Below are 24,988 nucleotides of genomic sequence, written 5' to 3'. Positions count from 1 at the left end.
GATCGCGAAGTCGACTCGAAGGAAGAGATTCCGTCTCCAAAGGCGAGGCACAACAGGGCGTTGTGCTTGCCGGGTCTGTCTAGCACCTTGGGGGGCGTACGGTGAGCCGATACAGGGACGCTTCGCCTGGTTTCTGTCATCGCGTGGATATGACCTACCCGGATCACCGATGACGCGGCATGACGCATTTTGCGTCAGTCGGTGTGATACCGCGTCGATTTTCGGTGCTATCGGTTATGAGCGTTTTCGCAGGCGGATTGAGGGGTTTTGTTAGAAAAACAAAGTTAACCCCTGTTTACCTGTTTACGTCTGCTGAAAGCCAGCATGCATGCGGCTTGCGAGCGATCGAGGTGAGGTTGTACGGGGACCTGGGTGAGATTCTACGGGGATGTGGGTGAGCGCATGCAGGGATGTGGCCGTTGTTGGGTGAGGTCATGCAGGGAGCGAAGGTGAGCGGATTCAGGCACGCAAGGCCCTCCAGGTGAGAACGAACAGGGACCTTTCGGCAAGTCACGGTGAGTCTTCACAGGGAGCGTGGATCTAAGGTGAGGCGATACAGGGACATTTGCCTGGTTGACGTTTTGGTTGCATTGTCCGCATCTGCTTGCTGAGACGACGGTCAGCAGTTTTAGCACCCCGTTGTCTAAAGGTGAGATTGTTCAGGGACCTGTGTTTGGCAGGTTTCGATAGGTGAGTGTCTACGGGGATGAGCAATGGACGTGTTCCGATGCCACGTACGGTAGCGAGCACCGTGCCGTGCCGGGCACGTGTATATGCAGCCTATCCATGTAGGAGGTAACCAGCTGGACAGCAACGATGCGCCTGTTTCGCCCACTGCTAGTTAGCCGTGTCGTCGCATCGATTCCGCACTTCCAGATGTCCCGAGTCGACCAAGTGTGGTCTGGACTGTCTGGCTTTCACATCGTGACGTCCGCGTGGGTGCGTGTTGCTTCCCGACCTGACGGGCAACATGTCGCCGAGGTAGCCGTGCTGGTGTGGGACGGTTACTGGGAACAGCCTCGGTTGAACGCAGGCTTGTTGGTCTTCATCGTACTTGTAGCGTATAGGGTCTCATGTATTGAGAAGGTTTTATTTGAAAAACATAGTTAACCACTGTTTACCTGTTTACATGGCCTGAAAGCCGGTGTCCATGCGGGTTTCGGCGATTTGAGGTGAGATCCCACGGGCACTGGGGTGAGACTAGCCAGGGACGTGGGTGAGTCTGTGCGGGGACATGCTTACTGTAGAGTGAACGTATCCAGGGACCGGAGGTGAGTGGATTCAGGCAGGTACACCGCAAAAGGTGAGATCGCGCAGGGGTGTCGGTACGCTTCGGTGAGGCCGAACAGGGACGCCAATGGCAAAGGTGAGCTTTTACAGGGAGCAGTAGTGCCTGGTGACTGGTAGGAGAGGTTTCTTCGTTACTAGCGCGTATATTTTCAGGTTGCCCAGGGTGAGCGTGAGCAGGCCAAAGCCATATGCGACGTGTGCAAGGTGAGTGTCTACAGGGAGCGATGTGCAGACCATCGCCAGTCCACGACCGTGCGACGTCATCACCCGTCCCTTTGCCTGTGCGCGGAAGCGCGGCCGATGAGGTTATCGGGACGGACTGCGGTGCTGGTTTTGCAATTGGCGAGGGTAGCGTAGTCGCTGGCGGTAGTCTCCAGGGCGCTGGTGCCGGGCATTGCCGCCTGCTCGCTCCTTTGCAACACGATGCGTCATCACGACCTGCGCTTGTACTTCCTATCTCGACGGAGCGCGATTGTGCAGGGATAGGTTGACCGCGAAAAGTGCGCAAAGGTGAGCTTTTCTAGGAGCCACAACGCTGATGAAAAGGAAAGGTGAGGCGCTTCAGGGAGGTGACGATTCGTGTGTGGTTGTGCTCACCTGGCGAAGGTGAATATACTTGACTCACGTATGGTGACGCGTGCAATAATGCGTTTTGGCAATGACGTTGGCACGGCGTGACGGAGAAGGGGAGATGTAGATGGCGGAGAAGGCTCATGAGATGGCTGCCAGTACGAGCGATGTTGTCGACGTGGCCGTCAAGCCGACCGCACAGCGTTCAGAACTCGAGATCCGCAAGTCAAATGAGGCAATCGGACTGCGCGTCGTCTCCGGCCGCCTGACCCTTCTGAACCGTAAGGTGTTCAATGTCCTCATGTACCACGCTCAGCGTATTCGCAAGCTGGGACAGGACGCGCCGATCGACACGCCTGCCGCGCAAAAATATTTCTGGGTGCCGTTGTCGGTTCTGGCGCGCAACGCGAGTTACGATAGTCGGGACATGCAGTTTTTGCGTGAACAGATCTCCGAGATGCAGGACATCAAGCTTCTGCTCGAGACTGACCGTCAGTGGACCAGTGAGCGCCTGATCGCATCGGTGACTTTCGTGAATCCCAAGGGGCTACATAGCCGGACCGGTCAGGTATGGGTCGGCTTTGCGTTCCCTCCAGAAGTGCACGAGAGCGTCATGCAGCCAGAAACCTATACCCGGCTCAGCATTCATTACCAGGGGCTCCTGAGGTCCGGTACTGCCCTGGCCTTGTACGAACTGTGCCGGCGCTACGCGACCAATCCATCGAAATTGACGTCGACTTATCCGGTCGAGCATTGGTACGGTCTGTTGACTGGAAATCCGATGCCCGAGAAGCCGGAGGATTTACCCGAGTACAAATATTTCAAGCGCGATGTTCTCAAAAACGCGATCGCCGAGGTCAATCGGGTCACCGATATCGAAGTCGAGCTGATCGAGCATAAGCTTGGGCGTCGGGTCCAGCAGCTGCAGTTTCGTGTCGACTTCAAACCGGATACCCAGCAGGAGTCGAGTGCGCCGTTCACAATCGACCTGACCTTGCTGGAGAAGCTGATGGCGTTGGGCATGACCCAGCAGGAAGCGAGCAATGTCATTGGCGAGTATGCAGACGACAAGATCTATCAGGCGCTGGCTGTGGTCGCGGCCCGCATCGGCTCCGCCAATGGTGGCCCAGTCCATTCGAAAGTGGCTTACCTGCGCTGGGCCTTGAAGAGTGAAGCCAAGCTGCCGGACAAGAAAACGGAACCGCGGCTTAAGGCTGGCTCGGCGGCCGAAGGACCTACGTTGCTCGAGCGTTTTTTGAGTGCACGCGCCAAGCTCGCACTCGACGTCTTCAAGGAGATGGACGCCGATCAGCGTGCCACGACCTATGAACAGTTCCGGGCGCAGGCGACCGGTAAAGTGCCCGCACTCGACAAAGTACTCGAAAAAGGGGTGACGCGAACGGCCCTGAGCCTGTGGTATGCGGACGCGCTGTGGGGTGAGCCCACTGTCGAAAAATTGTCCCACTTTGCGGACAAAAACCAGGTCTTGATCTGACGTCATCGCAAGATGGCTGTGGTTCGAATGATCATAGGGGATGCGCCCGGTCCCCTGTATGTGCAGGCAGCTTATGCATTCAAGACAGCTCCTAAGATCTTGGACCCCTTGTCCGTCCGGTTAATTTCAACGGCAGATGCCGCCGTCCAGTGCCAGCTTCTTCACCTGAATGAACGGTGAGCCTGATCGGCCTCCAGAATAGCAACCGGCGCCAACGTTTATCGGCGGAGCGGGTCGACTGCAGTCGGCATCATCGCCACGATACGGTCAATCATTGCACGGATGTCGTCGATTCTCAGGTGGCTTTCGTTACGTAACAGTTGTTTGTATAACAGCGAGACGATCTGAAGCGAGTCAACCGCACGCACCGGAACGACTACAGCGGCACGGCCGCGCTGGATAAGCCGGAAAAAGTAATGCGAGTCCTGAAACTCAATCTGTAGCGACTTGTCGTGCTCGCGGCCGTGACCGTCGAAGCGGAGCGACCGGATCTTGTTCTCCAGCAGAGCCAGCACCTGGTAGGCCTCCTGCACCGTGAGCTGGACCACGATCTTGTTCGGCCAGTCGAACATCTTGCGGGCGCCGCCGCCAGCGAGGGCAACGGCGCCTTCGATATTGATCGTGTGCTTGCGCTCGGCCCTGGTGGTGGCCTCTGCGATACACAGCGCCGCCGCCGATGAAAAAATCTTAAAACTGTAGTACGGGGGATTCGCCGCTGGTGCCGGCGACGTGTCGGCTACCGCAGCTGCTGCGCCTAGCCCGGCCAGATAGCTCCGCGCGGCCGCGGCGCGGGGCGTGCGGGTGGCGACCGCCTCGATGGCGTCGAAGAACCGGCGCTGCTCCTTGCACGCGAGCGTGACGAGCTGGTCGACCGGCAGCTGGCCACCGATGCGCTGCAGGGTGGACCGGGTCTTCGCGTCGAGCACGCGCACGGTCGCCTCGAGCTCGTCGCGTTGCTGGCGATCGCCGGCGCCGAAAGCGATGAGCGCAGCTTCAAACCGTTTGCCAGCGCCGGAGCTGGCCAGCTCGAGCAGCTGGTCGCGCGAAAGCGCCGGCAGCCCGGCCGCGGCCAGGATGCTTGTGATTTCAGAGAGCTTCATCAGACTTCTTCTTCCTTGGCTTGGCCGTTTCGTAGATTTCGGCTGACCGTTCCAGCGCCAGGCCGAGATAGCCTATGACGTCGTTCTTCGTGCGGCCGTGCTCCTTCAATTGTTGCGCGGCGAACGTGTTTCGCAAGGTGCGCCCGCCGCTGCGGTTGACGTCGATGCCGGCCCGGGCGAAGGTCGCCTTCACCTGGCGCCAGAGCGTTACCTTGGACATCCGCTTGCCCTCAGCGTCGCCGGGAAAGACCAGGTCGCCCTTGAACAGGCGCTGTCCCTTGCTATCCTCGGCCAGTCGTTCGATGAGCCAGTGTCGCAGCGCGTCGGCGCCGTAGCCGTGGACGATGGTTTCGTGCTCGTAGCTGGTGGCGTGCTTGTCTTCTGGATTGATTTTCAGCCGGATGGGCAGAGGGCTGAACGAATCCTCGACCTCGCTCAGGTGCAGCCCGATCGCCTCAGCCACCTTCAGGCCCCCGAACAGCAGCGTTGCCTGTACCGCGTGGTCGCGCCGGCGCTTCCACGCTTTGGGCAGCCGTCCGGCCCGGTTCGCGCCTGGTGGTTCACGGGAGGGCAGGGCGGCCACGAATGCGTCGACCTGTTCAGGGGCTAGCGCTTCGGTGCCGACGTCCTGCGCGAGGTAGTGGTTGTCGGTAGCGAGCTTTGTGGCCGACGTTGCCGGGTTCGGGGCAATCTGCAGGTGGCTGTAACAGCGCTCGAGGAGGCGCAGATACCGTTCGGTGATCGCGCTGTTTTGCTCGCCGCGCCGGCGCAGCTGGCTGATGAAGCGCACCAGCTCCCGTTCTTCAACTTGGGAGAAGCGGCGGTTCTGGCCAGCGAGCCAGGCCGTGAATTTGCGGAACATGAAAATGTAGACCGCTGCCGACTTCGCGGAGATTGCCTCGGGCTCGGTCTCGCCAAGTCGCCGGCTGGTGCTGGCGAACGCTGGCGTCGTGACGAAGGCTTCGAAGGCCGCTAGTGGATTGTCGTCCCATGTTTTCGGGTCGGGCATAGGAACCTCGTTATTTGAACTCACCGCGGCGGCCGGACGGTGGGCGCCGAAGGCGCGAACCGCCAAGGGTTTTTTGATGTGGAATTCGCCAAGGATACCATAAGTGAAACTAACAGACAGGCAAGTTGCTTAACTCCAAGCGGGATGCGAACGCCGCTGGCTTCGGTCGAGGGCCAGGGGGAGTCTTTGGATTCTCTTTGTTCTTTTTGTTCCTTTTACTCTTTTAATACCAGTTGGGGGCGACCAGGCGAAGGGCATAGCTCGAGTAGCCCGGGGCGTGTCTGGAGGGATGTTTTTATTTATCTTTACCGTTCGTTAGTTTCAATTATGGCTTGCGCTGATGCCCCATGTGGCTCGGCGGGGCGATAGCGAGGCCCGACAATCATGCCTGAGGCGACAACGTGCCTATTGCCACGTTCGGGAAATTCGCGGACAGGCTTCTAGCGGCGGAATGCCGGCATCCGCTTGGCCGCGTTGCACATGTTGAGAAGTTGGGGGAACGCTCAAAGACCTGTTGAGCGATAGTTAAAGAAAGTCTCGACCGAATAAGTTCTTAATGGAGTGAAGCAGTGTCTGGCGTTCTGCTTCCGGCAAGGCGGAATAGATGAGGATTAGCTCTGCCAGTCGGTCGTCGGGGCAGTAGAAGTACGCAGGCGATATATCCATAACTCTGGCGAGGCTCTCGACGAACTGAAAAGGAGGTTCGTGGATTCCACTCTCGTAGCGGCTAATTCTTGCACTACTGGAAGATTCTTCCAGGCCAGCCATAACACCAAGCTCGTCCTGGGCCCATCTGCGGCGTTGTCGGGCCTGACGCAGACGGAGGCCGATGATGGAGTTCGATGATGGATTGCGTACAGGCATCCTACGATAATCGTAGGTTTTGGTGGATATTTCTCTACGAAAAACGTAGAATCGACATATGGTATGCAAGGGATGCAGTAGCCACATGTTAAGCAGGAGCCTTCACATGTTAGACATAGAGACGTTGAATTTCTTTGAACAAGAAATCGAAGCCTTGCTAAAGCAGGGGAGTGAAGAGTCTTTACAGCGTGCCGAAGAGATGGCCCAGATGCTGGAAGCTCGAATTCAAGAACAGCGCCACATGGAATCGGGTTTTGTCGCGTTAGCAAACCGAGATCAAGATTTTCTGACAAGGAACCACATCTTCTCAAGCTAGACGGACTTGTCCTGCCAGCGCATAAAATTGGTCTGCGAACGAAATGGCTGTGGCGCCATCGATAGAAAACTGGCCCTTGCGAATCATGTGCATGAGCTCGATACCGGCAAGTACACTGCTGGCAGAGCGGAATGATTTGAAGCCCAGCATTGGCCGGGTCACGCGCTTGATCGCACGATGGTCCTGCTCAACTATGTTGTTGAGGTATTTGACTTGGCGTACGATGATCGAGACAGCCCTGTTGTCGTTGATCTCGTCGATCGCAGCCTTGTTGGCACCGCTTTTGTCCATCGCGATCTTTTCCGGCGTACCGTTCTCACCCATGGCCTTGTCGAAGAACCGCTTGGCGGCAGCCATGTCCCGGTGTGCCGTCAGAAGAAAGTCGACAGTCTTTCCTTCTTTGTCGACAGCACGGTAGAGATACTTCCAGACGCCTTTGACCTTGATGTACGTCTCGTCCATTCGCCAGCTCGTGCCAACTCGGCACTTGTGCTTGCGTGATAGCTTTTCGATCAACGGCAGAAAACGGATCGCCCATCGGTTGATCGTGGAGTGGTCAACCGATACACCTCGCTCCTCCATCAATTCCTCAATGTGACGGTAGCTCAACGGGTATGCCACGTACCAGCGGATGCAGACCAGGACGACATCGATCGGGAAACGCATTCCTTTAAAGCTGAGCATGAAGGATCGGCAAGTGTTTGGGTGCCACACTTTACCCGATCAGCATAACTGCTCAGCTAACGCGACAGAACCCTTTCAGGTGTTGACCCAATGTTTCGCGACTGATGGCAAACTCGTGTGCAAGCATGGCTTTCTGCTCGCGGGCGCGGGCGCCCGCACGACGGGGGAATTCGGCAATTCGCTTGTCGATTAACGTTTCTTGCGGACAGGGCACGCGCTGAGTTGCCTCGCAGCGCGATCCTGCCCGTTACCGCACGTCGGATCAGCATCCACTCGAATTCGGCAAACGCTCTCATTGGCATTTGGCACTGTGCAGTCGTCAATCTCTCTCATGCCAATCATGCCGATCCTGCTCATAACGCCCGTGTTCGTTACACCAATGTTCTTTGCGCCACTGTTCTCTTCGCCACTGTTCTCTTCGCCACTCGTCCCGCCGCAGCCGCTCCGCGCGTCGCCATGCGCGCCGCTCACGCCATTCGCGACGCTCTTGCCAGCTCGGTTCTACGTATATTTCTTCACCCTCTAAATAATACCCATTAGGAATAACATATTGTGGGCGCGCTTCTAAAACTTCGGGATAATAAGGTTGAGTCGTGCTGGCGTATATGCCAACCCGCACCTGTGCTGCGGCGCTACCGACGAATGCTAATGTCAGTGCACTCGCAATAAATGCCTTCGCATGGTTTTTCATCATCTTCCTCTCGTTAATAGGGTACGTGCAAGCCGACCGTTTACAGATATTAGAACGCGGGTGGAATGTAATGTGGCAGGCAATGGCAACAGATGTAACAGCGAGTAAGGACATTCGCAGGGGAAGCTTGACGAAGTGGCGAGACAACTGGAAGAGCAGCGGGGAGTCACTCGACTACGAAACATCGGCGCAACGATTTCATGAATGTGTTGCGTCAACCGATTGACGGCGCGACTGAGAGGCGCGCTCCTCGGAACCAGCCTGTGTTGGCTATTGTTTCTTTCTAGAATTATCCGTGTTGGAATGGTAATGGTCCCGTCATGTTCATCGATCATACTTTCTGTACATTCAATTTTCGTTCTTTCCTCATGCGCATCGCATCGCTCAGCACGCGTACCAGAAGCCTTGGCTTTCAGCCTTCTGCTACTTGTTATCGGCATCATTCCCAGCGTCGCCATCTCGCGCATCCATACCGGCGACGACAAGCTCGCGAAACAACTGCTGACGTCGGACCTGCTCGGGGTGACCCAGCTAAACGGGCTGCGGATCATGTCGATTGCGCGCTGTGACAGCCTGGAATTGGCCGACCTGTACAAGGACGAACTGGCACGCGGCGAAAAGAAAGCGGCGGACATTGATGGCCGTATGTCCGCGTTACCGATGTCTGCGCACGAGAAGGTCCTGGTCCAGGCCGCGTTCCAATGCAACGCCAGCGTCGCCGCTGCCGCGGCAGAGGTAATTCGCGCGAAGGATCAGGGCAGGACGCAAGAGGTAGAAGCGCTGGTCGGCAGCAAGCTCGAGCCCTCCTTCAAGCTTTATAATCCGCTTGGATTCCATAGACACTTTGGACCTGAGAATCTGGTCGGTTAATGGCCTTATGTTATTTTTTGGCAGCCCGATGCTTGCGCTCGAGCCACCGCTGCTCAACGATAAGCAGTGGACCACGGGGCGCGGTTACCTTGCCTCGCCAAGTTATGCTTTTCCTTTTATTCATCGGGGCAGAACGCTTGCGCGTGGCATCGCCATTCAGAATTCGATCGATATTCGATTCAGTAAAATCGTTTTCGATGAGGTACGCGCGTGCTTCCGCCATACCCAACATCATCTGAAACACCAACGCGACCTGAGCTTTTTGTTCTGCTAGTCGATTGCTACTAGAAGTCATGTGGCGTTTCTCCGATATTCTAATTAACCGTTAAACGTACAGCTCCATGCTGAGCGAACGCTTAAGGCCTCGTCGAGAACGGTATCATGCATGTAACGCAGACCTCGCGTGTTAATGTTAGCAAACGTAACTTTCGGAGCGGAAAATAGATCTGATGTGCCGCGTCGACGTGCGTCGGGCCTTGGATTAGCGCCGCCTGCCATGGCAAACAGCACTGAATCCATCAACTTTCGCTGGCAGGCTTCAGGTTGTCGCGCTCGTAGGCCCGTACCGAATCGAGCGCATCCTGATTGGTATAAACCATCGTTGTGTCCATGCTCGCGTGCCCGAGCAGGCTTGCCACCTCGCGCATCGACTGACCGTGCAACAGCGCAGCCTTTGCGAATGTATGGCGGAACCAGTGCGGTGACGCCTGTTCGAGCCGCACCGCCAGCACAGGATCGTCAGTGCGCAGCAGGTCTGCCGTTGTCTTCAATCGCTGCTTGACGATCGCGTACAGGTACTGCCTAGTGGTGAGCTCCTGCCAGGCACCGAAGAAGCGGCGGTCGGCCGCGCTGCGCACAGCTCTTCCACCGAGCTTCACTGTGCGCGTTTGCGGAGAAAGGAGCAGGGCGGTCTTCTCATCGATTTCCGGTTGCGGCGCCAGTCCGAACGCCACTCGGTAGTCCTCCAGTACTTTAAGCAAAGTGCGCGTTACCGGAACCCATCGCTCCTTGCCGCCTTTGGCAACTTCCTTGCTGACGTGAAAAACCCAATAATGGCGCTTCGTCCTTACGTCGGGAATCTGCTGGAAAGCGCTCATGACTGAACCAACGAGCTCGCTGGCGCGCAGGCCCAGCTCGCGTAACGCGACCAGGATGAAGCGATCGCGCAAGTTAGTTTGGCGTGCGGCAGGCTTGTCGACCTGCTCCTGCGCCATCGTTTCCAGCACGAGTTCGTAGAGATTCACGTCGACGGCACGACGCGCGTTGATCGATCGGCGATTACCAGCGCCCTCCAGCGCCATCGGATTGATTCGGATGTAGCCGGTGCTATGAAATGCCTTGAACATGGCGTGAACGAAACGCTCGATGTCCGAGCGACTGCCGGCGGCAGGTTGCATGCGGAAGGGCGTGTAACCGGCGTCACCTGGCCCGACGTACCGTTTGCCGTTGCGTTCGCACAGGGCCTCGACCGGCAGGTCCGCCAGAAAGTCTTTAAATGCTCCGACATCCTGAAGGCTCCATCGTGACGGCGTAACCCGCCGTATATTTTCGCAGTACCAGCGCAGCTTGGCCAGGTGGAACCGGTAGGTGGCCACGGTCACGCCCGTTACGCTGCGGCTCTTGCGCGCGACGGAGCGAAGCCAGACCTCGGCAGCATCCCAATCGCTCTCGACCGGGCCCAGCGTGTGCTCGGGCCGCGGGGCAGGGGCCCTCAAGTCGGTTTCCTGGACAAGCGCTACCAATCTTTCGTTCACTTTGGACCTTTCTGAAGTACTGCCGGGATTGTGGCGCCGCGCTGGTAAGCCAGTTGGCGGAACGTCTCAAGCAATATGTTGTCCTCCCGCGCTCGGGCGGCCGCTTGCGCTTCAACGTTGGCGCACCGCTCGCGCCACGCCCGCGTTTCACCTCTTGCGTCGTCGATCGCACGCATGCTGAACAGACGCGCGTGTTCGAATTCAGTGGCGAGCTTGCCTATCTGCGCGGCCTGCTCGCTCAGCTGCCCACGTGTCGCGGCCAGCTCCGAGGCCAGGGCATCGCAGGACGCCCGCGCTGCGAGCAGTTCGCCAGCGAGGCGGGCTGCTTGGGCCTGCGCATCGGCAGTGGCGAGTTCGGCTTGCGCTGATCGCTCTCTCCAGAAGGCGACATCGCTCACCGCGCTGGCGCTGGCGCTGGCAGTATACGGGGCGTGAACTGGGCGTTCGCCAAAACCCTCCAGCACGGCATCACGGATCAGCGCGGCCAGGTGGGGCGCATCGGCGGATGCAACCTCAGCTGCGCCTTCGCGCTCGAGTGCGAGTTCATCCACGAGCAACTGTTTTGCGCGCTCCAGCGTCGACGTGGATGGTCGGCGCTCGGGTGCGTAGGCGTCGAGCAGGCGGCGATAGATGACCGGGCTGAACGTCTTGCCGGTCGCCTCAAATACCGCGCGCACGAAAGCACGCACGAACGGACCATGGTCACGTGAATTGAGCGGATGGGCCGCATTGATCATTTGCAGCCGGTTGATAAGAACTCTTGCCTCGTCGTCCGAGGGCTGGAAGACTGGCCTAGTCATCGTTGCTTCTGCAAACTGCGCAAGCCGTTCAGGCCTGGCAACCGGCCGCCGTCAATCCAGGCAACGTCGCTTTCGCAGAAGAGAACCAGCAGGACAGCCAGTCCGGAAGAGCGGAAACTGAACGAAAACGACTCGAGACGGAGTATACGCATGGTAATTTCCATGGATGGGATACAGGTACAGTAACAGGGATAAAAACACCTGTAAAGTGCACACTTCTTACTTAGCACATATTAAGTAATTTGTTGAAGAGATACCTTGACTTGGGCCGTGGAACGCTTATTTTTGGCCTCAGCGGGCACTTGCGATCGCCAGACCACAAGGCGTCAAGTTCAAAGGTGAGGTTCCACAGGGGCTGCGCGCAGCTCGGTCGAAAGGGGGCCAGACGTTGCCTTCGGCTGTTATATAGGGGGTCGACTGCCGTTCAATGGCCAGTCCCACGCTGTCGTCGAACGAGCGGCACGGCGTCTCATAGCGATGCCCACGGCATCTCATCGGAGGCAGAGATCGCCGGGTGAGCCGTTCATGCGTTTTACAACGGACGAGGTGGCCTTGCCGTCGCTGCCGTTCGAACAATCGAAAGACCAAGTCGAATACAACTCGTCGACAAAATTGCAACATTGTGATCCACAGCGCTATCTTGTGCCTATAATCAGTTGCCTTGTTGAGCCAGGCAAAACGCTGGGCTGTGATTAGAGGCAATATCCAACACGGCATTAATAATTAACTCTAGGGAATAAAATATGGCAAGCGGTATTGTGAAATGGTTTAATGATGCAAAAGGTTTTGGATTCATTACGCCAGATGGCGGTGGCGAAGACTTGTTTGCGCACTTTTCAGCTATTAACGCTGCCGGCTTCAAGTCGCTGGCCGAGAACCAGCGCGTGACCTTCGATGTCGTAAACGGCCCGAAGGGCAAGCAGGCTGCCAACATTCAGCCTGAGTGATCGTTGACCTCACCCGATCGGCGCGATGCAAGCGATTGAGCCAGGACAGAACGCGCCCTCCTGGGCGTTTTCTTTATTGTGGCGGTTAGATCAGGGCAGTCAACTCGGAATTAGCAAGAGAATTGTCGATCGCTGGCATGTCATTGAGCGATTTAAGCTCTGAAGCGAAAGCTTGATGAAAGACCACATTCGGAATTGGCGTTCATGGAGAGGGCTAGTGTTGCTCGCGCCATATTGGCGAGAGTTATGCATGGCCAACACAGCCGCTACTATACATCTGTTCAAACTCCGATATCGGCATTGGTTTGCCCAGCAGGTATCCTTGTAGTGTGTTACAGCCGCTATCAATCAGGAAGTTTCGCTGGGCTTCATGCTCCACCCCTTCGGCGACAATTTCGAGCTTGAGCGAGCGAGCGAGCGCAATAATCGCTTTGACGATGGGCACTGCGTCCGGATTGACATGCACATCATGTACAAATGCCCGGTCGATTTTTAAAGCGGTGAGTGGAAAGCGTTTGAGATACGAAAGTGAGGAGTAACCGGTGCCAAAATCGTCCAGCGAAAATTGCACACCATGTCCGCACAGTTCGTCCATTCGTTCAACGGTCTCGGCGACGTTTTCAGCAAAGACGCTTTCGGTAAGCTCCAGGCACAATTTGCTAGCGCGCGCGCCCGTTTCGAGCAGGATATCGGCGACCTTCTCGGTAAAATTCGCACTGCGTAGCTGGCGTACGCTGACATTGACTGCAAGCTCGAGTTCTCTAAGCGAATGGTCATCTTGCCAGCGCGCTAGCGCATGGCAAGCCTCCTCAAGCACATACTGGCCTAGCGGAACGATCAAGCCTGACGACTCCGCCAAGCCGATGAACTCGTCAGGGCTAAGTATCTCACCATTAGAGCGGTACCACCGGACGAGCACTTCAGCGCCTACCAGCCGGCCTCGGGTATCAAACTGGGGCTGGCAGAACAATACGAATTGGCGTGCTAAGAGGCCCTCGCGCATGGCGAGCTCAAGCATTGCTTGGTGCTCGGCTGCAGCTTGCATGCAAGGGTCGAAGAAACGCGAGCTGTTTCGGCCGTGCGACTTGGCCTGACACATGGCCAAATTGGCTTGCTTTAGTAAGGTCTCGATGTCAGCCGACGCGCCATCTAAAAGCGTGACGCCCATGCTCGGCGTGATCACGACCGACCGCCGATTAAATTGATGTGGCTGCCCAAGGGTATAATGAAGCTTCTGCAAGACATGCTGGGCTTCTGTGATTGCTTCATGGGAGTCAGCTCCCAAGTCTTCCAGGACGAGGACAAATTCGTCGCTACCTAGATGGGCCAGCTGATCGCAATGACGCAGCGAACAACGTAGACGCCCGGCTACTTGGCGTAGCAGCATGTCCCCAAAATCACGGCCCATCGTATCGTTGAGCAGCTTGAAATTGTCCAGGTCTATACAAATTACGGCGCCAAGGAGTCCCGATCGTTGGCTGCGCGCTAAGATTTTGTCTAGCTCTTCGCTAAGTAAGCGACGGTTGGGCAGGCCGGTAAGATGATTGTAATAGGCTAATTGGTAGATGCGCCGCTCTGCTAATTTGCGTTCGGTAAGATCGGTATTTGTGCCGGAAACGCGCAACGCCTTGCCGTTGGTATCGCGCGTCACCAAGCCACGCGACAGTATGGGCACATAGTGCCCATCGCGGTGGCGTAAGCTCCACTCTACGCTGTACGTATTTAGCTTGCTGCTAAGTAGGTTACTCCAGTAACTGGTGACGCGCGGCTTGTCATCAGGGTCCGTGAGCTCCACCCATAAGCTTGTGTGGGCCCCTAACTCGCCGGACTGGTAGCCGAGCATGCTCCACCATCGATCCGAATAATAAATCTTGTCCTTGATAAGATCATAGTCCCATACCGCGTCTGTCGAACCCTGCAGAGCCAGGCGTAGCCGCTCCTCTGACTGCTGCAGGCCTTGCTCGGCCTGTTTCATCGCAGTGCAGTCGGTAAAGCATACGATCACCCGACACAGAGCGCCTTTGGAATCGAATTCTGGATAAGCATTGCAGATTACCCAGCGTGTCAATTCGGGCTCCGGGCCAGGATTACCGATGACCAACTCGGACACCTTGTTGCCAGTTCGCAGAACCACGTTAACGGGGAAATCCCCAGGCGCCATCGGCGTCCCATCGGCACACAATAGGGTCCACGCCTCTTTGGTAGATTCGGTTCCTCTCAATTGCTCAAGGTGCTTACCGATCAGTTCGCAGGCGGTCCGGTTGGCATTCAGAACGCGACCGTCCGCACCATGCACAACAACGCCTGCAGGCAGGTGATCAAGAAGCTCGTCAAGCTGGGGCTGTATGAGTGAGGAAGTACCAAAGGTCATGATGAGAGCCGCGCAACGCGTTCGAATATACATACGATAGTAGCATGACCCCTCAGCTCTAAAAGTTGGTCAGACAGGGAAGGCCCGGCACGACAGGCTGCGCCTGTAGCATCATGCGACAATCCGGTCGAGGCAACGGCACTCATCGTCCTTGATAACCCGAGCTACCCCAGCGCCAAGTCATGGGGCACCTCGTCGGGCTCGCTGTAACAGCTTGGCGCATGCGCTCAGTTCGGCGCACGCCGCTGCCTGGCAACCCCAAAGGACCTCGTCCTAATTTAGGACGACATTCGACGCGATGTTGATGTGAACGACCAGAATGATCCGGCAAACCTATTGGGCATGCTGAAGCACGCTAGTTGTCATTCCCCAAGGTCAAGACCGATTGCAAAAAGTTGTCTCAGATGTAAGCCACGCCTGACGTTCGTCAACTCGCCGACCTGCTCCACCGCAGTGCTTATAGATCAAATAACCTGCTACATTCGTGTGCTTTTGGCGAAGCGACGACCGTTCGATTAAGAGTGCGCAACCGGGCAGCAACGTTAGTATAGCCAGTGAAGATTTAGCCTCACCTGCTATCGCACCGAGACTCGACAATATGGTTTCTATTGTCGAGTTAGCGCTGCTAATCCTGTGCGATTACGGATACGTTGACAAGGTTGTACAGAACGTTCTGCGTCTGTCATGTTATTTCCAGGCCAAACTTTGCTCCCCTACTGTTTAGTACTCAACCACATCGCGATCGTTTAGAAGCGCATTAAGTGTTTCTGTCATCGATTTGCCGACGTCAACGGCCTGAACTGGCTGACTAAATTCAGCCTGATGAACGGTTTCGGCGAGCAAATTTATTGTGTATTTGCTACTCAGATCAACGATGGCCGCTGCTGCAAACCTTTAGGCAAGTCCTCCTGTCACTGCGATCTGTTCGCAGACTTCGAAAGGATCCGATCGCGTTCTGGATTGCCTTGCCGGGACTGAATGCCCTGCCGGTACGCATGCCCATCATCCGGAATTATTGCTCGAACATAACAGGTTAATTCGGACATGCGCAACATCGCAGCGGTCCTGCACGAGCATGCCGTGCGTTGCTTCGACGAGCCTAGCGCTCGCGTCGGCAAACGAGCAGCAGCACGACATCTTGGTCTCGGCCGCCAGTGATTCTTTACTGGCACTCCGATCGCTGGATACGCTCCACCGGCTCCGCCTTTCGGATGCCCCAATGGGGGGGCCCGACCGCGACTATCAAGCATGGCTGAGCGCGCGCCGGGATGCCCTGATGTACGTATCGCGTTCGGTTCAATCGCAGCTGAGCGGCAAACGGGTCATTCCGGTGGCGCATAGAATCGACAATCCGGACGGCTCCGTAAATATGATTTCGACTGCGGGGGACTCGGCCCGCTTCTCACGTCGCGCGTCGCTGGTGAAAGACAACGCGAACAGACCTTCTCCAAAGTGAAGTGCGATCAAACTGCAGTCGATAAACCTCCTCGCGGCTACCCTTCCGCTACACCGCCAGCACCTGCTCCGCCGGGGCCTGCATGAAGCGCTTGATCAGGAAAGGTTCGATCGGCGTGCTGGTGCTGCCGGTGGCGATCAATTCCGCCATCACGTCGCCCACGCCGGGACCGATCTGGAAGCCGTGGCCGCTGAAGCCGAAGGCGTAATACAGGCCGCTGACTTTCGCGCTCGGCCCCATGATCGGCAGGCTGTCGGGCATGTAGCCTTCGATCCCGCTCCAGGTGCGGATGACGGACAGGCGTGCCACCGGCGGCAGCAGCCGCGCCAGCTGGCGGAACTGGGTCAGGATGTGTTCCGGCAGGACGTAGGCGCGGCGGGTATCGGTATGCGCAGGACCGCGGCCGCAGCCGCCGAAGATGATGTTGCCGCGCTTGATCTGGCGGACGTAAAGGGTCTCCTCGAGCAGCGGCGTGGCCACCCCGATGCTGGGCCCGATGCGGTAAGGCATCGGCTCGGTCACGCCGAGCTGCGGACCGCGCGCCACCAGCGGCACCGGCTCGCCGAACTGGGCGCTCATGGTATCGCCCCATGCCCCGCTGGCCACCAGCATGCTGGGCGCCCGGAACACGCGGCCGTCGCTGCAGCCGGCGCGGAATTCGCCGCCTTCCTTGGCCAGTTCCGTCACTTCCGTGTTCTCGAAGATATGCGCGCCAATCCGGATCGCGGCGCGCGCAAAGGCCGGCGCCGCCAGGCGCGGGTTGGCATGGCCGTCGTCCGGCGACAGCGAGGCCGCCCTCACCTCCTTGCCGAGGAAGGGATAGCGCGCACGCATCTCGTCGCCGTAGATCATCTGCAGGTGCAGCCCGTACTCGCGCGTATCGCGCGCATACTTTTCCAGCACCCCCACCTGCTCCTCGGTATAGGCGACCCGGATGTGGCCGGGCTGCACGAACTCGAGATCGTCGTCGATCAGTTGCGGCAGCTGCTTCCAGATCTCATAGGCGCGGTTCGCCAGCGGCAGCTGTTGCAGGTTGCGCGCCTGGCGCCGTGCGTTGCCGAAATTGGTGCCGCTGGCCTGCTGTCCGACCAGGCCGCGCTCGAGCACGATCACGGAGACGCCGCGGCGGCGCAGGAAGTAGGCGGCGGAGGCGCCCATCAGCCCCCCGCCGATGATCAATACGTCTGCGGATTGCGCATTCATTCCTGCTCCTCACGGGTGACAACCGCCAGCGGTTTGACGGGGGCCTGGCCGCGCAGGCGGCCGACCAGTTCGACCGGCACGCCGGCGGCATGGGCGACGATCTCGGCGCCGGCCTGGCCGCAGTAGCGGCCCTGGCAACGTCCCATCCCGACCCGGCTGAAAGCCTTGGCGCGGTTTGCTTCGCAGGCGCCCATCTCGCGCGTCACACGCCGCAGCTCGCCCGCGGTAATGCTCTCGCAGCGGCAGACGATGGCCTCGTCTGGCAGTTGCGCGGCCTGCTGCACCGGCCATGGAAAACCCTGCACCAGGCCGCGCCGGAAGCGGTCCATCTTCTGCTGCTGGCCGAGCAGCTGCTCGACCGCGGCGCGATCGACCTGCAGGCCGAGATCCGCCAGGGCGGACAGCGCCGCCAGCCGTCCCGCGTTCTCGGCGCCGTCCGCGCCCAGGATGCGCGCGCCGTCGCCGGCAAGATACACGCCGGGCACCGAGCTGCGCCCCTCCAGAGTCACCTCGGGCAGCCACTGACGCCCTTCTGGATCGAAGCGGAAAGCACAGCGCGCCAGATCGGCCAGCTGGGTCTCGGGGCGCAGGTGGTAGCCCATCGCGACCGCGTCGCAGGCGATCTCGCGCTGCGCCCCGTTTGCCTCGCGCACCACCACGCTTTGCACGCCCTGCTGCGCATCGCCCTTGATTTCGAGCGGTTCGATCCCCGCCAGCAGCGGCACGCCGGCCTTGCGCAGGCTGGCCATGAAGGACAGGCCATTGCGCAGCAGGCGCGGACGCGCCAGCAACTGCGGCAAGGCTTTCAGCTGGTCGCGCAGGCGCGAGGTGTCGAGCACGCCCGCCACCTTCGCGCCGGCCTTCAGGTACTGGTAGGCGACCAGGTAGAGCAGCGGCCCGGTGCCCATGAACACGACTTCCCTGCCGACCGAGCAGGCCTGCGACTTGAGGGCGATCTGCGCGGCGCCCAGGCTGTAGGTGCCGGCATAATGCCAGCCTTTCACGGGCATCAGGCGGTCGGTCGCCCCGGAACAGATGATCAGGGCATCGAAGCCGATGCGCGAAGCCGCGCCTTCATGCACGACATGCAGTTCGCCGGCCGTGATGTTCCAGGCCAGGGTCTCGCTGCGGTAGTCGATCCTGCCTTTGAGCGCATCGAAGCCGCGGTGCAGGGATTCGGCGCGCTGCGCTTCGGAACCGTACAGGGTGGCGTAGCTGCGCGTAAACCCCTCGGGCTGGCGGCGGTAGATCTGGCCGCCGTCGCGCCGCCCTTCGTCAATCACGATTGGACGCAGGCCCGCCGCCACCAGCTGCTCGGCGCAGCGCACGCCGGCCGGACCGGCTCCCACCACTACGACGCGAGCTTGAGCCATGCGGCCTCCGTGTTCTCGGTGACGATCTGCATGCCCTCGGCGATCGGGGTCGAGCAGGCGCGCAGGCGCTGTCCGTCAGCAGTCCAGACCCAGCAATCCTGGCAGGCGCCCATCAGGCAAAAGCCGGCGCGCCGGCCGTCGCCGAATTCGGAGGTCCGCACGCTGCGCACCGCGCCCAGCATGGCCACCAGCAGGGTATCGCCGGCCAGGGCCTGGGCCGGGCGGCCGTCGATCGTGAAGTGAACGGTGGGGCGGCCGGTCTCGGCCAGCCGGATGAATCGGCCTGTCATGCGACTTCCTCGAGGTGGTCCGAACGCGCCTGCATCTGCACGAGCGCGGCGTCGGTGTGGTGGCACAGGATCTCGCTGCCGTTGTCCAGGCGGCGGCGCGGCGGCGCGCTCGTATTGCAGCGGCCGTCGATACGTACGCCGCAGCGGTCGCGGAAGGAACACAGTTCCGGCCCGGCGTCCGGCGCCAGCGGCGGCAAGACGACGGCGCCGCGCCCGCCCACCTCGTCCAGCCAGCCCTGGCGCAGGCGTGGCACCGACGAGATCAGCAAATGCGAATACGGATGGTGCGGCGGCACCAGCGCGGTGCGCGGCCGCGCCTCGATCTTGTTGCCGGCGTAGAGCACGACGATCTCGTCGCAGATCGCGCGCACGGTGTTGATGTCGTGGCTGATGAACAGGTAAGACAGTTTCAGTTCGCGCCGCAGTTCGGCCATCAGGTCGAGGATCGCGGCGGCGACCACGGTGTCCAGCGCCGAGGTGATTTCGTCGCACAGCACCAGGTCCGGTTCGGCCGCCAGCGCGCGCGCCAGGTTGATGCGCTGCTTCTGCCCGCCCGACAGGGCGCCGGGCCGGCGCTCGGCCACGCTTTGCGGCAGGCGCACCAGGTCGAGCAGCTGCGCGACCCGCTTCTTCTGCGCCGCCCCATCGAGCCCGTGATAGAAGGCCAGCGGACGCGCCAGGATGCGCTCGATCGTATGCGACGGATTGAGGGCCGTGTCGGCGTTCTGGAACACGAACTGCACGCGGCGGAACTGTTCGCGCGTGCGTCCGTGGACCCCGAGCGGTTCGCCATTGAGCAGCACGCTGCCGCGCGCCGCCGGCACCATGCCCGCGATCACGCGCGCCAGGGTGGTCTTGCCGGAACCGGATTCGCCGATGATGCCGATGGTCGCGCCGCGCGCCACGGTGAGGTCGATGTCGGTGAGGATGCGCTTGGCCGGCAGGCCGTCGGCGCCGGTCTTGCCGTAGCCGGCCACCAGCCCGCGCACTTCCAGCAGCGGCGCCGCCGTGCTCTCGGCCACCGGGCACAGCGTGCGCGGCGCCGGCTCAGCCGCGGCCAGCAGGCTTTGCGTGTAGACGTGCTGCGGCTCGTGCAGGATGCGCGCGGTGCTGGCCGTTTCCTGGATCGCGCCACCGCGCAGCACAACGATGCGGTCGGCCATCTGCGACACTACCGCCAGGTCGTGCGAGACATACACGGCGGATGCGCCCGACTGGCGTACCACGTCGCGGAAGGCGCGCAGCACCTCGATCTGCGTGGTGACGTCAAGCGCCGTGGTCGGCTCGTCGAGGATCACCAGGGCCGGATCGGTCACGAAGGCCATGGCCGCCATCACCCGCTGCAGCTGGCCGCCCGAGACCTGGTGCGGATAGCGCTGCCCGATGCGCTGCGGGTCCGGCAAGGCCAGCGCCTGGAACAGCTCCACCGCCCGCTTCTCGGCCTGGGCGCGGGTCAGCACGCCGTGGATCAAGGCGCTCTCGATCACCTGTTCCATCAGCGTGCGCGAAGGATTGAAGGCCGAGGCGGCGCTCTGCGCGATGTAGGCGACGCTGCGCCCGCGCAGCTTGCCCAGTTCGGCTTCCGGCATGCCGGCCAGTTCCTGGTCGGCCACGCGCACGCTGCCGCCGCCGATGCGGCAGCCGGCGCGCGCATAGCCCATCAGGGCCAGGGCGATCGTGGTCTTGCCGGAACCGGATTCGCCGATCAGGGCCAGCACTTCCCCCTTGGCGATCGAAAAGTCGATGTCCTTGACGATCGCCGTTTCGCTGCCGTCGGCCTGGCGCGCCACCACGCGCAAGCCTGTTACCTGTACCAGGTCGCTCATGTTCAGCCTTCCTTTCCGCGGCTGCCGCGAACGTTATCGATCAGGAGGTTCACGCCGATCGTCAACAAGGCGATCGCCAGCGCCGGCATGAGGACGGCGGGCGCGCCGTCGGAGAGGCCGGCGATGTTCTCGCGCACCAGCGAACCCCAGTCCGCATCCGGCGGCTGCACGCCCAGGCTGAGGAAGGACAGGCCGGAGAGCAGCAGGACGACGAAGACGAAGCGCAGGCCGAAGTCGGCCAGCACCGGGCGGATCATGTTGGGCAGGATCTCGACGCACATGATGTAGGCCATGCCTTCCCCGCGCGCGCGCGCCGCCTGCACGAAGTCCATCGCCTGCACGTTCACGGCCAGCGCCCGCGCGATGCGGTAGGAACCCGGCATGAAGCCGATCGCCGCCGTCACGATCAGCAGCGGCACCGAGGAGCCGAAGGAAGCGACCATCATCAGCGCGAACATCTTGCTCGGGATCGAGATCAGGGCGTCCAGCGCGCGGCTCAGGGTGGCATCCACCAGGCCGCCCGCGGTGGCCGCGAACAGGCCAAGCATCGTGCCGGTCAGGCTGGCGAGCACGGTCGCCGCCAGCGCCAGAGCCACCGTGTAGCGGGCGCCGTGCAGGATGCGGCTCAGCATGTCGCGGCCGAGATAATCGGTCCCGAGCGGGAACTGGCTGCTGATAGACCCGAACACGTCCTGGTCGACGATGGCCGAGGCCTCGTAGGGCGACAGGCTCGGTCCCGCCAGCGCCATCAGCAGGCAGAGCACGGTGAGCACCAGGCCGAGCAGGCCCAGTGGCGACAGGGCCAGCGGCAGGCGGCGCCGTGCCGGAGCGGACGGCAGGGAGGTGATCGGCGTCGTCATGGATTCCTCAAGCGCGGGTTGGACAGGATGGCGCAGATATCGGCCAGCATCACCAGCACCAGGTAGGCGCCGCAGAAGATCATGGCGCAGGCCTGGATCAGGGGGATGTCGCGGGTGGTGACCGCATCGATCATCAGGTTGGCGATGCCGGGATAGTTGAAGATGCTTTCGACGATCAGCACGCCGCCCAGCAGGTAGGACAGGCTCAGGGCGACGGCGTTGGCGATCGGCCCGACGGCGTTCGGCAGCGCGTGGCGCAGCACGATGCGCACCGGCCCCGCCCCTTTCAGGCGCGCCATCTCGACATAGGGCGCGTCGAGCTGGTCGCTCACCGCCGCCCGCGTCATGCGCGCCATCTGCGCCACGATCACGCAGCACAGGGTGAACACCGGCATCGCGTAGGCACGCAGGAAATCGCCCAGCGTGCCGATGTCGGCCGTGTGCGAGAGCGCCGAGAGCCAGCGCAGTTTCACTGCAAAGATCAGCACCGCCAGCGTGGCGATCAGGAATTCGGGGACCGACACCAGCGACACGGCGGCCATGTTCACGGCGCGGTCGAAGAGCGAACCGCGGTACATGGCCGACAAAATCCCCAGCGTCAGCGCCAGCGGCACCGACACCAGCGCCGTGGTCGCCGCCAGCACCAGGGAACTGGGCAGGCGCTTGCCGATCAGGTCGGAGACCGGCATGCCGTTCACGATCGAGGCGCCGGCGTCGCCGCCGGCCAGGTTGCCCAGCCAGTGCAGGTAGCGCAGCGGAGCCGGCTGGTCGAGGCCATATTGCGCGCGCAGCGCGGCCACCGCCTCGGGCGTGGCAGCCTGTCCCAGCGACTCCTCGGCGGCGTCGCCCGGCAGCAGGTTGGTGATCATGAAGACCACCACCGATACGATCAGGAGCGTCAGCAGGCCGAGGCCGAGGCGCTGGAGCAGCAGTCTTCCGATGGTTCCGTTCATGTGCGCTTCCCTTCAGTGCAGCCGGTCCTGCAGCTTGTAATAGGCCCCGACGAAGGGAAGGAACCAGGCGTTGCCGAAATAGCCGGGGATCGACGGCCATTCCAGGCCGCGCCAGGGATTGAGCTCGCTACGCCCGGCCATGATATCGGCCATCAGCTGGCCCATGTGGACCGACATTTGTACCCCGTGGCCGCTGTAGCCCAGCGAATAGAACATGCCTTCGTGCTGGCCGGCGCGCGGCAGGCGGTCGGCGGTCATGTCCACCAGCCCGCCCCAGCAATAATCGATCGCGGTGCTGGCCAGCTGGGGGAAGAATTCGGTCATCTTGTCGGACAGGATGCGGCCGCTCTTCTGGTCCGATTGCGGGTTCGACAGCGCGAAGCGGGCGCGGCCGCCGAACAGCAGGCGGTCGTCCGGGGTAATGCGAAAATAATTGCCGATGTTCTTGGTGGTGACGTAGTTGCGCCGAGTGGGCGCGATGTCGTCGAGGGTCGCCTTGTCCAGCGGCTCGGTGGCGATGATGAAGCTGCCCACCGACACCAGGCGCCGGCGGAAGTGGCCGAAGGGTCCGAGGCTGGAGTTGCCGGTGGCGAGGAAGACCTGGTCGGCCGCGATGGTGCCGCGGGCGCAGCTCAGGATGTAGCCGCCGCCGCTGCGATCGATCCGGGTCACGGCTGCGTTTTCGTAGACCCGGGCGCCGGCGCGCACCGCCGCCTGCGCCAGTCCGACGCCGAATTTACCCATGTGCATCTGGGCGCCTTCGCTTTGCAGCAGGCCGCCATAAAAGCTGGCGGACCCGATCTCCTCGGCCATGCGTTCCGGCGGGATCAGCTTCACGCCCGGGTCGACCGTGGACTGCAGCTGCTGGTGCACCTTCTGCAGCTTGGCGTAGTGCTCCGGTTTGGCGGCGAGCTTCAGCTTGCCGCAGCGGCGGAAGTCGCAGTCGATGCCCTCGTCGCGCACCAGATTCTCGACGGTGTCGACGGCACTGTCGTAGGCTTGATAAAAGGCGCGCGCATTCTGTTCGCCCAGGCGCGCGGCGAGGTCGGCGTAGTCGTGCGCGAGGCCGGTATTGCACTGGCCGCCATTGCGGCCGGAGGCTTCGCCGGCCACGCGGCCCGCTTCGAGCAGGACCACCGACGCGCCGCTCCTGGCCAGCGCCAGCGCGGCGGACAGGCCGGTGAAGCCGCCCCCCACGACCACGACATCGGCACGCGGCGGGACCTTGCCTTCGGCGCCCCCGTTGAACGGGGGTGCGGTATCGAGCCAGTAGGATTCGAGCTTCATCGGGTGTCCTGTTCGTCGCAGCTGGTTCAAAGGTCGATCGTCAGAGGCCGAGCAGTCCAGGCAGGCCCGAGAGATCCTTGATCTCGTGGTAGCAGTAGTGCGGCGTCGACGGTTCGTGGCCGCGGGCGACGAAGACCTTGTTCTTGATGCTCATGTCGTGCGCCGGCATCAGGTCGTAGCGCAGGCTGGACGAGACGTGCAGGATGTCTTCCGGATTGCAGTTCAGGTTGTCGAGCATGTACTCGAAAGCGGCCAGGCGCGGCTTGTAGACCTTGGCCGTTTCGGCCGTGAACACCTTGTGGAAAGGTGCGCCGAGCAGCTCGACGTTGTGCATGATCTGGGCATTGGCCGCGTTCGAGTAGATCACCAGCGGGAATTCCTTCGCCACCTTGGCCAGCGCGTCCGGCACGTCTGCATGCGGGCCCCAGGTCGGCACCGCGTCGTAGAACTGCTGCGCTTCCGCGTCGATGTAGTCGATGCCCCACTTCTTGCAGGTGCGCGCGACCGCGTTCTTGACCACGTCCTGGTACGGCTTCCAGGCGTCGAGCACTTCGTCGAGGCGGTAGGCCGCGAAGTGCAGGACGAATTCTTCCATGCGCTCGGCCGGCACGCGGTCGGCGAAGATGGCACGCGCCATGTCCGCCATGCGGAAGCGGGTCAGGGTGCCGTAGCAGTCGAAGGTGATGAATTTGGGCCGCAAGGTGCTCATTGATTTTCCTCTGGTGGTCGGGATGATTCGGAACGGTCCCAGTTGCCGATGCCGCTGGTGTAGAGCCGTTTCTCGATATTCATTACACCATGCCGCCACGTTTGCAATATCGCGTTTTTCTGCCCGGCCGAGACAGAATGCGCGGTTTTATGCGCCGGAATCAGCACACATTGCTGCACCCTGCACGCACCCCTCGCGGGCGCCCCGCAACGCACCGCAATAGCGCACGCGTGCACCAGTTTACATAGGAGAACGGCGCCCTTCCAGAGC

General features: G+C 60.8%; 21 protein-coding genes. 4 read left to right on the top strand and 17 right to left on the bottom strand.

Annotated elements, in window-relative coordinates; genetic code table 11:
* The first annotated feature begins 1,987 nt into the window (after positions 1-1,987).
* Positions 1,988-3,355 carry a replication initiation protein gene (locus tag LPB04_RS23795; protein WP_193689203.1) on the top strand — a complete coding sequence of 456 codons (1,368 nt, stop codon included), beginning with the start codon at positions 1,988-1,990 and terminating at the stop codon, positions 3,353-3,355.
* A 218-nt stretch (positions 3,356-3,573) separates the two neighbouring features.
* Here LPB04_RS23795 and LPB04_RS23790 read toward each other — a convergent pair whose 3' ends face one another.
* The 3 genes from LPB04_RS23790 to LPB04_RS23780 form a co-directional block, all read right to left on the bottom strand.
* Positions 3,574-4,455, bottom strand: coding sequence for a hypothetical protein (locus tag LPB04_RS23790; RefSeq protein WP_193689202.1), 882 nt, complete (start codon positions 4,453-4,455; stop codon positions 3,574-3,576).
* Entirely contained in the window at positions 4,442-5,464 is a 1,023-nt protein-coding gene (locus LPB04_RS23785) for a tyrosine-type recombinase/integrase (protein ID WP_193689201.1), read from the bottom strand. Before LPB04_RS23785 ends, LPB04_RS23790 begins: the two co-directional genes overlap by 14 nt.
* Positions 5,465-5,989: 525 nt before the next feature.
* Entirely contained in the window at positions 5,990-6,328 is a 339-nt protein-coding gene (locus LPB04_RS23780; RefSeq protein WP_193689200.1) for a helix-turn-helix domain-containing protein, read from the bottom strand.
* 106 nt (positions 6,329-6,434) lie between these two features.
* Here LPB04_RS23780 and LPB04_RS23775 point away from each other — a divergent pair, with 106 nt between their 5' ends.
* On the top strand, positions 6,435-6,644 hold the full coding sequence (locus tag LPB04_RS23775) for a hypothetical protein (RefSeq protein ID WP_193689199.1): 210 nt from the start codon (positions 6,435-6,437) through the stop codon (positions 6,642-6,644).
* Here the strand turns inward: LPB04_RS23775 and LPB04_RS23770 are convergent.
* The gene (locus LPB04_RS23770; RefSeq protein WP_193689198.1) at positions 6,636-7,328 is read right to left on the bottom strand and encodes an IS6 family transposase; all 693 of its coding nucleotides are present in this window, start codon (positions 7,326-7,328) and stop codon (positions 6,636-6,638) included. The two genes, LPB04_RS23775 and LPB04_RS23770, sit on opposite strands and share 9 nt — an antisense overlap.
* A 319-nt stretch (positions 7,329-7,647) precedes the next feature.
* Positions 7,648-8,022, bottom strand: a complete 375-nt coding sequence (locus LPB04_RS23765; RefSeq protein ID WP_193689197.1) for a hypothetical protein — start codon at positions 8,020-8,022, stop codon at positions 7,648-7,650.
* 402 nt (positions 8,023-8,424) lie between these two features.
* Between LPB04_RS23765 and LPB04_RS23760 the strand changes: the two genes are divergently transcribed.
* Positions 8,425-8,889, top strand: coding sequence for a hypothetical protein (locus LPB04_RS23760; protein ID WP_193689196.1), 465 nt, complete (start codon positions 8,425-8,427; stop codon positions 8,887-8,889).
* Between the two features lie 10 nt (positions 8,890-8,899).
* Here LPB04_RS23760 and LPB04_RS23755 read toward each other — a convergent pair whose 3' ends face one another.
* The 3 genes from LPB04_RS23755 to LPB04_RS23745 all read right to left on the bottom strand — a co-directional run bounded on the left by LPB04_RS23755 (position 8,900) and on the right by LPB04_RS23745 (position 11,443).
* Positions 8,900-9,184: a hypothetical protein gene (locus LPB04_RS23755; protein ID WP_193689195.1), complete on the bottom strand. Its 285-nt coding sequence runs from the start codon at positions 9,182-9,184 to the stop codon at positions 8,900-8,902.
* A gap of 223 nt (positions 9,185-9,407) precedes the next feature.
* A complete protein-coding gene (locus LPB04_RS23750) occupies positions 9,408-10,604 on the bottom strand; it encodes a tyrosine-type recombinase/integrase (RefSeq protein WP_193689194.1) in 1,197 nt (398 codons plus the stop codon).
* A 35-nt stretch (positions 10,605-10,639) separates the two neighbouring features.
* Complete coding sequence (locus LPB04_RS23745) at positions 10,640-11,443, bottom strand: hypothetical protein (RefSeq protein WP_193689193.1); 804 nt, start codon at positions 11,441-11,443, stop codon at positions 10,640-10,642.
* Between the two features lie 743 nt (positions 11,444-12,186).
* Here LPB04_RS23745 and LPB04_RS23740 point away from each other — a divergent pair.
* Positions 12,187-12,390: a cold-shock protein gene (locus LPB04_RS23740; protein WP_193689192.1), complete on the top strand. Its 204-nt coding sequence runs from the start codon at positions 12,187-12,189 to the stop codon at positions 12,388-12,390.
* A 244-nt stretch (positions 12,391-12,634) separates the two neighbouring features.
* Here the strand turns inward: LPB04_RS23740 and LPB04_RS23735 are convergent, their stop codons facing one another.
* The 9 genes from LPB04_RS23735 to LPB04_RS23695 form a co-directional block, all read right to left on the bottom strand.
* Positions 12,635-14,761: a bifunctional diguanylate cyclase/phosphodiesterase gene (locus LPB04_RS23735; protein ID WP_193689191.1), complete on the bottom strand. Its 2,127-nt coding sequence runs from the start codon at positions 14,759-14,761 to the stop codon at positions 12,635-12,637.
* 1,504 nt (positions 14,762-16,265) lie between these two features.
* Positions 16,266-17,420 (bottom strand): NAD(P)/FAD-dependent oxidoreductase, encoded by a 1,155-nt coding sequence (locus tag LPB04_RS23730; protein ID WP_193689190.1) that lies wholly within the window; start codon positions 17,418-17,420, stop codon positions 16,266-16,268.
* Positions 17,417-18,793: an FAD/NAD(P)-dependent oxidoreductase gene (locus LPB04_RS23725; protein WP_193689189.1), complete on the bottom strand. Its 1,377-nt coding sequence runs from the start codon at positions 18,791-18,793 to the stop codon at positions 17,417-17,419. Before LPB04_RS23725 ends, LPB04_RS23730 begins: the two co-directional genes overlap by 4 nt.
* Positions 18,772-19,083 (bottom strand): (2Fe-2S)-binding protein, encoded by a 312-nt coding sequence (locus LPB04_RS23720; protein WP_193689188.1) that lies wholly within the window; start codon positions 19,081-19,083, stop codon positions 18,772-18,774. Before LPB04_RS23720 ends, LPB04_RS23725 begins: the two co-directional genes overlap by 22 nt.
* Complete coding sequence (locus LPB04_RS23715) at positions 19,080-20,909, bottom strand: ABC transporter ATP-binding protein (protein ID WP_193689187.1); 1,830 nt, start codon at positions 20,907-20,909, stop codon at positions 19,080-19,082. Before LPB04_RS23715 ends, LPB04_RS23720 begins: the two co-directional genes overlap by 4 nt.
* Positions 20,910-20,911: 2 nt before the next feature.
* A complete protein-coding gene (locus LPB04_RS23710; RefSeq protein ID WP_193689186.1) occupies positions 20,912-21,769 on the bottom strand; it encodes an ABC transporter permease in 858 nt (285 codons plus the stop codon).
* Complete coding sequence (locus tag LPB04_RS23705; protein WP_193689185.1) at positions 21,766-22,722, bottom strand: ABC transporter permease; 957 nt, start codon at positions 22,720-22,722, stop codon at positions 21,766-21,768. The genes LPB04_RS23710 and LPB04_RS23705 overlap by 4 nt, the downstream gene beginning before the upstream one ends.
* A gap of 12 nt (positions 22,723-22,734) precedes the next feature.
* Positions 22,735-24,009: an NAD(P)/FAD-dependent oxidoreductase gene (locus LPB04_RS23700; protein ID WP_193689184.1), complete on the bottom strand. Its 1,275-nt coding sequence runs from the start codon at positions 24,007-24,009 to the stop codon at positions 22,735-22,737.
* A gap of 40 nt (positions 24,010-24,049) precedes the next feature.
* On the bottom strand, positions 24,050-24,718 hold the full coding sequence (locus LPB04_RS23695; RefSeq protein WP_193689183.1) for a haloacid dehalogenase type II: 669 nt from the start codon (positions 24,716-24,718) through the stop codon (positions 24,050-24,052).
* Between the last annotated feature and the right edge of the window lie 270 nt (positions 24,719-24,988).

Origin of the sequence: Massilia litorea (assembly GCF_015101885.1) — a bacterium.
GTDB lineage: Bacteria > Pseudomonadota > Gammaproteobacteria > Burkholderiales > Burkholderiaceae_D > Telluria > Telluria litorea.
Note: the sequence above shows the minus strand (reverse complement) of the source record. Positions and strands in the feature narration are given on the sequence as shown.